The 12,917-nt window shown below is 66.2% G+C and carries 7 protein-coding genes; 4 read left to right on the plus strand and 3 right to left on the minus strand.

Features of this window, described 5'->3' with window-relative positions; all coding sequences use genetic code 11:
- Positions 1 to 209: 209 nt before the first annotated feature.
- Positions 210 to 866: a PRC-barrel domain-containing protein gene (locus GNK13_RS10210; protein WP_164102422.1), complete on the minus strand. Its 657-nt coding sequence runs from the start codon at positions 864 to 866 to the stop codon at positions 210 to 212.
- Positions 867 to 929: 63 nt separating this feature from the next.
- Positions 930 to 2,162, minus strand: a complete 1,233-nt coding sequence (locus GNK13_RS10215) for a glycosyltransferase (protein ID WP_164102423.1) — start codon at positions 2,160 to 2,162, stop codon at positions 930 to 932.
- Between the two features lie 183 nt (positions 2,163 to 2,345).
- Between GNK13_RS10215 and GNK13_RS10220 the strand changes: the two genes are divergently transcribed.
- Positions 2,346 to 5,216, plus strand: a complete 2,871-nt coding sequence (locus tag GNK13_RS10220; protein WP_164102424.1) for a hypothetical protein — start codon at positions 2,346 to 2,348, stop codon at positions 5,214 to 5,216.
- 43 nt (positions 5,217 to 5,259) lie between these two features.
- Here the strand turns inward: GNK13_RS10220 and GNK13_RS10225 are convergent, their stop codons facing one another.
- Positions 5,260 to 6,381 (minus strand): acyl-CoA dehydrogenase family protein, encoded by a 1,122-nt coding sequence (locus GNK13_RS10225; protein ID WP_235935022.1) that lies wholly within the window; start codon positions 6,379 to 6,381, stop codon positions 5,260 to 5,262.
- A gap of 153 nt (positions 6,382 to 6,534) precedes the next feature.
- Here GNK13_RS10225 and glgP point away from each other — a divergent pair, with 153 nt between their 5' ends.
- The 3 genes from glgP to GNK13_RS10240 all read left to right on the plus strand — a co-directional run bounded on the left by glgP (position 6,535) and on the right by GNK13_RS10240 (position 12,693).
- Positions 6,535 to 8,754: an alpha-glucan family phosphorylase gene (gene glgP, locus GNK13_RS10230; protein ID WP_164102425.1), complete on the plus strand. Its 2,220-nt coding sequence runs from the start codon at positions 6,535 to 6,537 to the stop codon at positions 8,752 to 8,754.
- A 347-nt stretch (positions 8,755 to 9,101) separates the two neighbouring features.
- On the plus strand, positions 9,102 to 10,046 hold the full coding sequence (locus tag GNK13_RS10235; RefSeq protein ID WP_164102426.1) for a YihY/virulence factor BrkB family protein: 945 nt from the start codon (positions 9,102 to 9,104) through the stop codon (positions 10,044 to 10,046).
- Between the two features lie 88 nt (positions 10,047 to 10,134).
- Positions 10,135 to 12,693, plus strand: a complete 2,559-nt coding sequence (locus GNK13_RS10240; RefSeq protein WP_164102427.1) for a U32 family peptidase — start codon at positions 10,135 to 10,137, stop codon at positions 12,691 to 12,693.
- The last annotated feature ends 224 nt before the right edge of the window (positions 12,694 to 12,917 follow it).

The following is a 12,917-nucleotide window of genomic DNA, read 5'->3' on the forward strand; positions in this document are numbered from 1 at the left end:
TGCGATGCCGAATGGATCGAACATGCGAATTAGCGCCACTGTGGAATGGCGTTTCTCGAGGCCCGGACCCGATTGGGCCCGAGGGTAGCGCCTACGGCTCAATGAATCAGCCGCCACGCGCTAAGGTCCGGTTCTCAGGGCATTTTTTGAGAACCGGGGGCTAGCGCCCGGCGGCTGATGGGATTGGAAGCGAACAGCTTCGCCCCTACTCAGTCGTTGAGGTCGACATTGGGCTCGAGCCGTTCGACTTCGCGTTCGACTTCGCGTTCGGCCCGTTCGCCTCGCTCGACCGAGACGCCTTGCTCGCTGTAGTAGCGATCATTCGTCGTGCGCCAGTTCTCGTCCGCAAAATTCGGCCACTGTTCGTCCGAGAATCCAGGCGCGTTTTCGAATTTTTGTTTGGATGCGTTCAGCGTCAGCACCCATTCATCATCGATGTTCTGCACCCGAAAAGCTTTGAAGGGAACGGCGAACAATTTATCACCGACACCCAATACACCGCCGACCGACAAGGCAACATACCGCACCTCTCCGGTCTGCAGATCCAACACAATGTCCTCGACATCGCCGAGTTCTTCGTTGGCCAAGTCGCGGACTTCGAGATCCATCAATTGGCTCACTCGCATCGCCTTAGCCACCATCCGCTGGCCAGGCTGGGCGGCTTCGCGCCGCACTTCCGCCCGATCGGTTTCACGCTGGTTTTCGACCTGCACGCGGGCCCGATTGGTTTGGGCCCGATCGGTTTGGGCCCGATCGGTTTGGGCCCGGTCGGTTTGGACCTCGACGTCCACATCGTCTTGCTGAGCCAGCGCGGGACTGGCGGCAAATGCCAGCGCTGCCAGAGCTGCAAACAGAGTCTTACGCATTGAAGCGTCTCCTAAAGAAAAGGTTGGATTGGACGAGGCAAGAAAAGCAAACCGTGGACCGCTTCACGTGGCCACGGCTTCCAACCAGTTCTGGAGGCGTTCGAGATAGCTGACCAAGTTGTACTCGCGCTCGACCAATTCCGCCGCAGCCGCCTCGAGCGGTCCCGCAGGCACCGCACCACCGCGCCGCGCCTCCAGCCACTCACCCACCGCCCGCGACAGCGCCCCGGCGTCGCCGGCGGGGACCAGCCGCCCGGTCTCCGCATCGCGGACGAGTTCTCGGGTCCCACCGGCATCGGCGGCAATCACCGGCACGCCCAATCCAAAGGCCTCAAGCACGACGTTTGGCAGTCCTTCGTAGCGTGAGGGGCAGACGAGCAGATCGCACCGCGCGAGCAAACCGACGGCATCCTTCAGGTGCCCGGTGAAGCGGACGCGATCGGCAACTCCCAACTCGGCCGCCTGGCGTTCCAGAGCCCCACGGAGCGGACCGTCGCCGACCAGCCAGAGCATGAGCTGTGGCGCGTCGATGCGGGCCATGGCTTCGATCAGCAGGTCCTGGCCCTTCTCCCACGTCATCCGTCCGATGCAGGCGACGTGAATCTGCCCGCTCTCCAAAGGCACTCCCGGGTCGATCGCGGCGCGGCAGCGGAGCCCGGCCAGATCGAGAGGATTCCGCAGCGTCTCGACCGCGTCGGGCGGCAAATCGTAAAACTCGATCGCCGCACGCCGCACCGCCTCGCTGACCGCGAGCACGATGCGCGACTGCCGGTAGGCCGCCGCCAGCCGTCGACGCTTGGCGGCCAGAAAGCGGGGTTCGTTGCGGGTCAGATCGCGGTCGGGCGGACTGACGATGGTGGATACGCGACCGACGAGTCCTCGAGTCGCTGGACCGGCGACCAGCGTCATATGAAAAGTGCGATCGTAGACGACGTCGATTCCCCGTTGGCCGATCAGCGTTCGCAGGTGACGGACCATCCGCCGGTGCTTCCGCCCCGGCCAGTTCAGCTTCAACTCCGGCTCGGTATCGTCGAAGGCATGCACCGGGACATCGGCGGGAACTTCGGAGAGCAACTCGCCGCGACGGTACGTGAGGTACAGCTCCGGAGCGAATCGCCGACGGTCGAGGTGTTCGAGCAGCAGCAGGGTTTGGCGTTCGCTCCCCCCTCCCTCCATCGATCCCGAGAGCAGCAGAACGCGGCGGGGCTGCGAACTTGGCTCCGCCCGAGCGGCGGGAGCGTGGGGGCGGTCGGCGGGAGCAGGGGGGCGGTCGGGGCGGCGAAAAACTTGAATCATTTGCTCCCAGTTCGGATCAGCCGGCGGTGGCAAAGTGTGCCGGTCATGCCAAGTGCGCCTCAGCCATCGCGGAGGTTGGACTTCCCGCCTCGCAAGGTCGAATCTGCACGAAGGGTGCGTCCGCGTCGAATCACCGGCAGCGCGTCCCCTTGTCACTTCGACGCCAGGGAAGGAATGTCGAGCATGCGTCGCAATCGCACCGCACGGATTTTAGTTTGGCCCACGCTGACTGCCACCGCAGTCATCGCCGTGCTGTTGTCGCGATCCACGCTGCAGGAGCGGTGCGCCACCTGGACCGGACTCGAGTGGCTCGGCCCGGTGCTCGAGGGACCCCATCCAGGGATCGCTGGCGGTCGCGGCGCGTCGAATCCGGCCGCGGCTTCCACGCGGCGGCATTTTTGGCCCGAGCCGCTCGAGGAGAGCCGTCTGGGACAGCGGCTCGGGGGCCGAGAATCGTGGCGGAGCGCCGCCTCGCCGAGCGATCGGCCCCTGCCGGCCCCGAGCGAAGGCATTGCGGCCGCGGGCGGATTGCCGACCGAAACATGGCTCGATACTCCGCGGCTGACCACGCCGCAGGCCCGTTCTATGGGGGCCCGCTTGCAGGCCCCGGTTCGGGACGAGCGGGAGGAATTGGCGGGCTTCGACGCCACGACCCTCGCTCCGGGCAGCGATTTCGGTCCCAGCTTTTCCGCCGCTTCGGTGAGCACTCGCCGGACCACGCAGCTCCCCCAGTTCGCCCCGTCGCAGTCTTCGTCCTCCGAGGCGGCGCGTTCCGGCGATTCCGCTCCCAGCGGCACTGCGCTGCTTTCGGCGAACGGTTCGCCAGCCGCCGCGACCGCGAGCTTGGCTCTCCCGCTGGGGCTCTCTCCGCAGCTCGGCTCGTCTCACGGGCTGGAGAGTTCCTTCGCGCTGGGGCTGCCCCGCGTGTCGCCCGACCCCGGGGCTCCCCTCGCTCCGAGGGCCCGCGGGGCCGAGAATCGCAGCCGCGGCGCGACGCCGGGGGCCGCCTGGCCGGCGACTCCGGCGCTGAACGAGTTGCTGATCGAGATCGCCGCTGAGCCCGAGGCCGCGGGCTGGTCGTCGCGGATCCGCCGCACGCTGGCCGCCCTGCAAAGCCTCCCCTCGCTGACCGACCCCCGCAGCGGCGAGCTGCTCGCCGAGCTGCAGTCGTTGGCCGAAGTGGGGCTGGCCGTGGGCGAGCAGCAGACGGCGGATCGCGATTACCAGGAGCGGTTGCTGCGGACCTCCCACGCGCTGCACCGGCGGGTCGTCGTTTGGCAAGCGGTCTGGCGCGTGGGTGCGGGCAGCGGTGCGGCAGGCCCGGAGCACCCGCGGCTGGGGGGACTCGATGTGCACGCCGTCTCCGCCCGTCGTCTCCGCTCGGCGCCGCTCGAGAACTTGATCGCCGAAGTCCGCCGCCACGCGAGCACGACCGGTGACGCGCAAGGGTGGGAGCGGTATCTGTTGCTCGACCAGATCGGCCGGTTGGCGACCGAGGCCAACGCCGAACAGCGGCGGCTCGTCGCTCAGCGATTGCTCTCGCGGCTGCAGTGGGATGCGCTCGAGCCGCCCCAGGCGGAATGGCTCGAAGACGCGAGCGTGCAGCGGTTGGCCTCCCGGCTCCGGCCCTGGGCCGACGCGCCGATCGACTACGCCGACCTCCTGGCCCAGCTCGAGCGGCAGGAATCCGATGCGATCGACCTAGGCAGCATCCAAGTCGCCACGGCGGTGCAGACGCTGCGGTTTGCGGGAGAGGAGCGAGCCGCCGACGTCGCCGAGGCGATCAACTCGTACTACCGCAACGCCAACGTGCGATTCGCCGTTTCGGCCGAGCTGCTCGAGCGACTGTTGCCAGCGGTTCCCAGCCGCACGACCTCGATCGCTCAAACGATTCAAGGGGCTCCGGTGCGGGGCAGCGGGCAGATCGAGAGCGCCCTAGGGATCGAACTCGTTCCGTCCGCCGACGCTTGGCAACTGCGGCTCGGGACCGACGGCACGATCCGCTCACGGACGGCCACCGAACGGGGACCGGTTGAAGTCCGCAACCAGACCCACGCCGCGTTCGCCGCCGCCACGCCGATTCGCGTCGATCGCCGCGGCGTCCAGGTCGGCGAGACGAGCGTGGATGTCGAGTCGCGAACGCGGCTCGGCGGGCTGCGGACCGATTACGACGGGTTTCCGCTGATCGAGTCGCTCGTTCGTGGGATCGCGATGTATCAGTACGAGCAAGCGGTCGGACCGGCCAAGCGAGAATCCGAAGCGCTGATGCGGGCGGAGATCGAACGGACGCTCGCCGCCGAAGTCGAGCAGCAGATCGCGACCAGCTCCCAACAGCTCTCGGATCGCTTGCTCGGCCCGCTCGCCCGTCTCCAGTTGGCACCGTTGGTCGTCGATCTCGAGACCAGCGAATCGCGGCTCTCGGCCCGCTACCGCGTCGCCGGCGACTGGCAGTTGGCCGGGTTCACTCCGCGCCCGCGAGCGATGAGCGACAGCCTGCTGAGCCTGCAGGTCCATCAATCGGCGCTGAACAACACCTTCGAGCGACTCACCCCTTCGGCCGCCCCGCAGCCGATCCGCGAGCTGACGGCGAATCTGCTCGCGATGTTCGGGGCCCCCGGAGCGGAGGTTCCCGAGGACATGCCCCACGACGTGCAGATTCAGTTCGCTCCGACGCGGCCGATCACCGTCGAGATCGAGGACGACCGGCTGTGGCTGACGCTGCGGATCGTGCGGCTGACGCGCACCGGTGGTATCGATCTGAGCCACTTCATCGTTCGCGCCGCCTACCGCGCCGAGGCCGACGGAATGCAGGCCCGACTGGTCCGCGACGGGGGACTGCAGGTCAGCGGCCCACGGATGGGGATGCGGGAGCGGCTTCCGGTCCGAGCGATCTTCAACGTCGTGCTTTCCGAAGAGCGCCCCCTGCCGCTCGTCGGCAGCGAACTGGCCGCGCATCCCGCCGCCGCCGGGCTCGAAGTCCGGACGCTGGAGTTGACCGACGGTTGGTTGGCCCTAGCGATCGGTCCGGAAGGAGTACGGAGTACTGAGTACTGAGCTGAGGACTGAAGCCTGATGCCTGAAGCCTGATGCCTGAAGCCTAACCCTCGATTCCGGCGAGTTCGCAGAGGTGGGCTTGGCTGACCGGCTGGGGACAACTCCAGACGAGATAGAACAGCGCTTCGCGGCACCAGCGTCCGGCGGGGTGGCCGCTGACGAACCCGGCTCCCTTGGCGGCGGTCAGCGCCGCTTGCGTCGCCCGCAGGACCAGTCGATTGGCGCGGCCGCGGAGGTCGGCTGGCGAGCAGGCTTCGTCGCTCCCCTCGGAAGCGGCGATCAGGTCGGCGTGGAGCTGGCTGACTTCGCTGCCGAGTCCGCGTGCGATCGGCTCCAGGTCCTCGCGTCGCTCAGCTTCGGCAGCGATGAATTCCACCGCGGCGGCGGCCAACCCGGCGGCCAGGGTCGAGGTCTGCAGTCCTCCGGTCCCCGCGCCGCTGCCATGTTGCATCACGTGCTCGACGGGCCCGGCGAGGAGTTGATCGGCGGCGACCAGCACTTGCTCAAAGTCGACCCGGCCGGTGCAGGAAGCGGTCAGCGCGACCAGCGACGCGGGGGTTTGAGGGCGGACGCCGGGCTGGTCAGTCGGGACGGCCGCCAAAATTTCGCGGCCATCGTCGAGCGTGGCCCCGACGACGATCATCTCCGCGTGCGTCCCGCCGGTAACCCAAGGGCTGTAGCCGTCGAGCCGAAAGCCGTCCCCCTCGGGAATGGCTCGCAGCACCGGCGTCTTCAAATGTCGGCGGCTGGTCGTCAGATGGCTGATCCCGACCGTGGCAAAACAGTCGCCGCGGAGCAGCGGTTCGAGCCACCGCCGGTGGGCCGCTTGGTTCGAGCTCTGGGCCAGACGGCGGCAGGCCCCCATCCGCTGCGTGATCACGAAGGTCGTGGTCTGGCACGCCTGAGCCAGCCGCAGGTAAGCCCGCGTCTGCTCGGCTTCACTCCAGCCGAGACCTCCGGCCGCGGCGGGCATGAACCAGCGGAAGACGCCGGCCCGTCCGCACCAGGCAAGCTGCTCGGCAGGCCACGGCAGCTCATTCCCCGCCCTCGGCCCCTCCTCAAGCGAGGGAGCAACCTCCAGTGAGGGGGACGCGGCGGCCAGGGCGTCGCAGAGTCGGTCCATCGAGTCGCTGTCGACACGCTCGACGAATGTTGATATTTCCATAACTGGTGCGAACCACCTAAATAGCGAACTGAGCGGTGGAGTTTTTCTCCGAAACCGCTTGTGAACTGGCTATAACTCCGTTGATCACTGCACGATTCGTGCGGTTGTTCCCGGAAGTTCCTATCCTTCCCCATGCAGGACCCCCCGTCGGTCATGAGCCCTCTGAATCCCTCTCTCGCCGTCGAAACGCAAATTCCGTCGAACGCGGACGCGTCGGCCGAGCCGATCACTCCGGAAGGCCGCGATCTGTACGACAAATTGTGGGCGCTGGCTCGCAACTTGTGGTGGTCCTGGCATCCCGAGTGCGACCATCTGTTCCGCGACATCGATCCGATTCGGTGGCGGCAATTGGACCACAACCCGATTGCGCTGCTCCGCGAATTCAGCCCGGCCCGATTGGCGCTGCGAGCCAATGAGTTGGTCCTGCACAGTCGCATTAATTATGCCCATCGCCGGATGCAGGAATACCTGACCTCGACCAATACCTGGGCCTCCTCGGCCGCCGGGCTGCTCGGGGCTCAGCCGGTCGCCTACTTCTCGGCTGAATTCGGCATCCACGAATCGATCCCGATCTACTCGGGTGGTCTCGGCGTGTTGGCCGGCGACCACATCAAGAGCGCCTCGGGGCTGGGCGTCCCGCTGGTCGCGGTCGGGCTCTACTATTCCCACGGTTATTTCCGCCAGTACCTCGACGAAGAAGGGTATCAGCGGGAGGACTACCTGGAGACGAGGATCGACAACCTGCCGATCGAGCCGGCGGTGGGTACCGACGGCGCGCCGATCACCGTCACGATCGCCACCCGCGATGGCGAGCTGCGGGCGAAGGTTTGGTTGATGCACGTCGGCCGCGTGAAGCTGTACTTGCTCGACTGCAACGTCGAAGAGAACAAACCGGAAGACCGTGAGCTGACCAGCCGGCTCTACGGCGGTGACGTGCGGACTCGGATTCGCCAGGAGTTGGTCCTCGGCGTCGGCGGCGTCCGCGCCTTGCAAGCGGCCGGGATTCGGCCGGCCGTGTACCACTTGAACGAAGGGCACTCGGCGTTCGGTCCGCTGGAAGTGATCCGGCAACTGATGCACGACCATGGCCGCAGCTTCGAGGACGCCGCTCGCGAAGCGGCTCGCTGCACCCTGTTCACCACCCATACGCCCGTTCCGGCCGGACACGATCGGTTCTCGCCCGAGCTGGTCGAAGAGCACCTCGGGCCGCTCCGCGACGCGCTGGGGGTCGACCAGCGGACCTTGCTGGGACTCGGACGCGTCGATCCGGACGACATCTCCGAACCGTTCTGCATGACCGTGATCGGGATGAAGCTCAGCCGCTACACCAACGCGGTGAGCAACCTGCATGGAGTGATTTCGCGGCGGATGTGGGCGACGCTGTGGCCGACCCGCTCGGAAGACGAAGTGCCGATCGGGCACATCACCAACGGCGTGCACGTGCCCACCTGGCTCGCCGGTCAGATGGCTCAGCTGTTCGACAAGCATTTTCCCGCGGGCTGGAAAAGCCGGATGGCCTCGCCGGAAATTTGGCAGGCGATCAACACGGTCGATCCGGGCGAACTCTGGGAAACCCACAACGCGCTCAAAAATCTCCTGCTCTCGTTCGTCCGCCGCCGCGTCTCGCGGCAGTGCCGACGCCGCGGGGAGAGCGACGCGATGATCGAAGCGGCGAGAAACGTGCTCGATCCGCAGGCCCTGACGATCGGCTTTGGTCGCCGCTTTGCAACGTACAAGCGGGCGAACCTCGTCTTCAATGAACTCGAGCGGATCGGCGAACTGCTGAGCGACTCGGACCGCCCGGTCCAGCTGATCTACGCAGGCAAGGCGCACCCCAAGGATGAGCCGGGCAAACGGTTCATTCAGGAGATTGCCAACCTGCGGCATGATCCGGCGTTCGCTGGCCGCATCGCCTTCGTCGAGGATTACGACATCAACGTCGGTCGGCACCTCGTGCAAGGCGTCGACGTGTGGCTCAACAATCCCCGCCGGCCGCTCGAAGCGAGTGGCACCAGCGGTCAGAAGGTCGTCCTCAACGGGGGGCTGAACTGCAGCATCCTCGATGGCTGGTGGGCCGAAGCCTACAACGGCTCCAACGGTTTCGCGATCGGCGACGGCCGTAGCCACACCGACGACGCGATCACCGACGCCCGCGACGCCCTGGCCCTCTACGAGACGCTCGAACATCAGGTCATCCCGATCTTCTACGATCGCGACTCCGACGGGCTGCCGCGGCGGTGGATCAAGATGATGATGAATTCGCTCAGCACCCTCGCTTGGCGGTTCAGCAGCCATCGGATGGTGGCCGACTATACCACGCAAGGCTACATCCCGGCAGCCGGCGGAGTCAGCTGCGAGATGCGAGTCCACTGAGACAGGTCGGGGTCCGGTGGCCGGTGGCCGGTGTCCGGTGTCCGGTGTCCGGTGTCCGGGGTCCGGTGTCCGGTGTCCGGGGTCCGGTGTCCGGTGTCCGGTGTCCGGTAGCCGGTGGCCGGTGTCCGGGAATCTGAGATTTGAGATTCTCACCGGCTCCCGGCTCCCGGCTCCCGGCTCCCGGCTCCCGGCTCCCGGCTCCCGGCTACCTGCTCCCGGCTACCGGCTACCAGCTACCAGCTACCGGCTACCGGCTACCAGCTACCGGCTACCGTTTCTCGGCATAATATTCGCGTGGCGCTTCTGGGAACTCGAATTTGGGTCTCTTGCGGAGCGTCTCGCGAATCATGTCGCTCACGAATTCCACGCCGGTCTCGATCGTCAAGACGACGATCACTGAGTTTTCCGAAGACCGCTGCATGCAGATGGCTGCGGCGCTGGCCTATTACACGATGTTCGCGGTCGCTCCGCTGATGGTGGTCGTGATCGCCGTGGCGGGATTCTTCCTGCAGCAGAGCGGTGTGGCGGGGAGCGAGGCGGAAGTCGAGTCGACGGTGGTCTCGGAGATCGGCCACGTGGTCGGCGAGCAGCCCGCCCAGCAGATTTCCGAAATGCTCTCCTCTTCGCAGCGTGGCGGCGGCTCGACGTGGACGACGATCCTGAGCACCGTGATGCTGCTCTTCGGTGCGACCGCGATCGTCGCTCAACTGCAGGCGTCGATGAATCAAGCCTGGGAAGTGGAGCCCGATCCGAACCAGGGAGGTTTTTGGAATTTCGCTAAAAAGCGGATCCTGTCGCTGGGAATGATCATCGGCATCGCGTTCCTGCTGCTCGTCTCGCTGGTGCTCAGCACGGTGCTCGAAGCGTTCAACAACCTCGTTATGCAGTATCTGCCCGAGGGGATTGGGAGCTGGGTTCCAAAACTGACGAACTTCGTGCTCCAGTTGCTGATTACCACAGGGCTGTTTGCGGCGATTTTTAAGGTCTTGCCCGACGCCAAAATTCGCTGGCGCGACGTGGGGATCGGGGCGTTCGTCACCGCTTTGGCGTTCAGCCTCGGCCGCTATGCAATCAGCCTCTACCTGGCGCAAGGGAACGTAAGCGACGGTTTTGGGCTGGCCGGCTCCTTGGTCGTCTTCCTGGTCTGGGTCTATTATTCTTCGGTGATCTTTTTCATCGGTGTGGAATTCACCCAGGTCTACATCCGCTCGCGAGGCCGCCGCATCGAGCCGGTCGAAGGGGCGGTGCGAGTGGTCCGCAAGGTGGAAAAGCAACAACCGGCCGCCGCTTAGCTCACCGCTTAGCTCACCGCTTAGCCCACTGCTGAGCCCATTGCCCGGCGGCTCCTCCGCTCCCCTCCCCGCGTTTTCAAAGCCGCTCGTGTTGTCCTCCTCCCTTGCTTCTTCTACACCCGAACTGCTCGCACCGGCGGGCGATTGGGATTGTCTCCGCGCAGCGATCGAAAACGGGGCCGACGCGGTCTACTTTGGCCTCGACTGCGGCTTTAATGCCCGTGCACGGGCTCAGAACTTCGGTCTCGACGATCTCCCCGAGGTGCTCCGCCAGCTGCATCGTCGCGGGCTTCGCGGCTATGTCACGCTGAACACGCTCGTCTTTCCGTCGGAGCTGCCGCGGATCGCCGAAGCCCTGCAGCGGATCGCCGAGTCGGGAGTCGACGCCGTCCTGGTCCAAGACCTCGGGCTCGCCCGGCTCGTCCGCCAGACCTGCCCGGAGCTGGAGCTGCATGCTTCGACGCAGATGACGATGACCAGCAGCGAGGGAATCGAAGTCGCCCGCCGCTTGGGGGTCTCTCGCGTCGTGTTGGCTCGCGAACTGTCGATCTCGGAGATCCGCAAAATTCGCGAAAAAACCGAGATGCCGCTGGAGGTCTTCGTCCACGGGGCGCTCTGCGTCGCCTACTCCGGGCAGTGCCTGACGAGCGAGTCGCTCGGCGGACGCAGCGCCAATCGCGGCCAGTGCGCCCAGGCCTGCCGGCTCCCCTACGATTTGGTCGTCGATGATCAGCCGCGCGAACTGGGCGACGTCCGCTACCTGCTGAGCCCCCAAGATCTCGCCGCCTATGCTCTCGTCCCCGAATTGATCGAGGCGGGCGTCTGCTCGCTAAAAATCGAAGGCCGGCTGAAGACGGCCGAATACGTCGCCAACATCACCCGCCACTACCGGACCGCGATCGATGAAGCGATGGCCGGGCGGCCGGTCCAGTTCACGCGGCGGCAAATCCATGAGATGGAGCTTTCCTTCTCCCGTGGCTTTTCGCCCGGCTGGCTGCAGGGCTGCGACCACAAGATGCTGGTCCCCGGCGATAACTCGGCCAAACGCGGGGTGCGGCTCGGGGACGTGCTGAGCGTCCAAGGACAGCGTGTCGTGGTGCGGCTCGAGGCGGCGGTGGCTCGCGGCGACGGCGTGGCTTTCGAAGGCGATCGCACCGCCGGTACCGACCAGGGCGGTCGCGTCTACGAACTCTCGCGGCGGGGCAAGCCGGTTCGCGAACCTGAGGTCAGCCGCGGCGTGGTCGAACTCGCCTTCGACGCCAGCTCGGTCGACACCGCCCGGATCTATCCCGGCCAGCGGGTTTGGAAGACCGATGATCCGCGACTGCGACGCCGGCTGCGGGCCTCCTTCAACACCGCCGATCCGACTCGCCGCATTCCGCTCGATCTGCGGATCACGGCGCAGAGCGGCGAGCGGTTGCACCTTCACGCAACGACGGCCAACGGGCTGGAGGTGGTCGTGGAGAGCGACTCGCCGCTGGAGCCAGCCCGCCGCCATCCGGCCAGCGAGAGTGGACTCCGCGAACAATTCAGTCGCCTCGGCGGCACTCCGTTCGAGCTTCGCAATCTTGAAGCTCGCATCGAAGGGGAACCGATGATCCCCCACAGCGTCACCGGAGCCGTCCGTCGCGTGCTGGTCGAACGCTTAATTGAAGCGGCCGAAGCCCAGCCGCCGCGATCGATCGATCCCGATGCGCTGAACAAACTCAGCCTCCACGTCACCGAGCCGCCTGCTCCAGAGTCCGCCCCGGCGTCCACGCTCGGTGCCGCCGAGACCAGTGGCGAGGCGCCGCAGCTCTGGGTTCTGTGCCGAACCCAAGCCCAGATCGCTGCGGCGATCGACGCCGGCGCCCGCCAGCTGTACGCCGACTTTCACGATATTCGCGAGTACGGCGCGGCGGTCGAGACGGCCCGTGCGGCTGGAGCAACGATCTATCTCGCGACCCTCCGCATTCAGAAGCCGGGCGAATTAGGGCTGACGCGAAAACTCCTCCGGCACTCGCCCGATGGGTTGCTGGTCCGCAATCTGGCTTCGCTCGAAGTCTGCCGCGAGGCGGGCGTCGCAGCGGTTGCCGATTTCTCGCTGAACGTCGCCAACCATCTGACCGCCGATTTCTTGCGGGCCAGCGGCGCGGCGCGGCTGACCGTCTCCTACGACCTGAACCGCGATCAGCTCGGGGACTTGGTGTCGGCCGTCCCAACGCGGTGGCTGGAAGTCGTCGTTCACCAGCACATGCCGATGTTCCATATGGAGCACTGCGTGTTCTGCTCGGTGCTCTCACCGGGGACCAACAAGACCAACTGCGGTCGCCCCTGCGATACGCATTTGGTCAAGCTCCGCGACCGGATCGGGATGGACCATCCGCTGCAGGCCGACGTGGGCTGCCGCAATACGCTGTTCAACGCGGTCCCGCAGAGCGGCGCGGAAGTGATCCCCGAAATGTTAACCGCCGGTGTGCGTGCGTTCCGCGTTGAGCTGCTCGAGGACGACGCGGCGCAGACACGCCGCATCCTCACGCTCTACTCCCGCTTGCTCGCCGGCTCGATCGAACCTCGAGAGGTTTGGCAGGAATTGAAAGCGGCTAACCGCGTCGGCGTCACCCGCGGCACCCTCGAGCAACGCCGCAACCCGCTGGCAATCGTGTAGAGGCAATGCCATCACCCTCCCCCCGGGAGGGTCATGCAGTTTTTAGCCCCCTCTCCCCCGAAGGGAATCGCGGCAATCGCTTGACCTTCACCCCCAAACATTTTCGCGATTCTCTTTGGGGGAGAGGGCTGGGGTGAGGGGGTCTAAGCGGCCGGCAACCGGCCCCCTCACCCTAGCCCTCTCCCCCACGGCTTGGCTGCGGAACTTTCGTTCGCAGCCAAGCC

The organism is Candidatus Laterigemmans baculatus (assembly GCF_010367455.1).
GTDB lineage: Bacteria > Planctomycetota > Planctomycetia > Pirellulales > Pirellulaceae > Laterigemmans > Laterigemmans baculatus.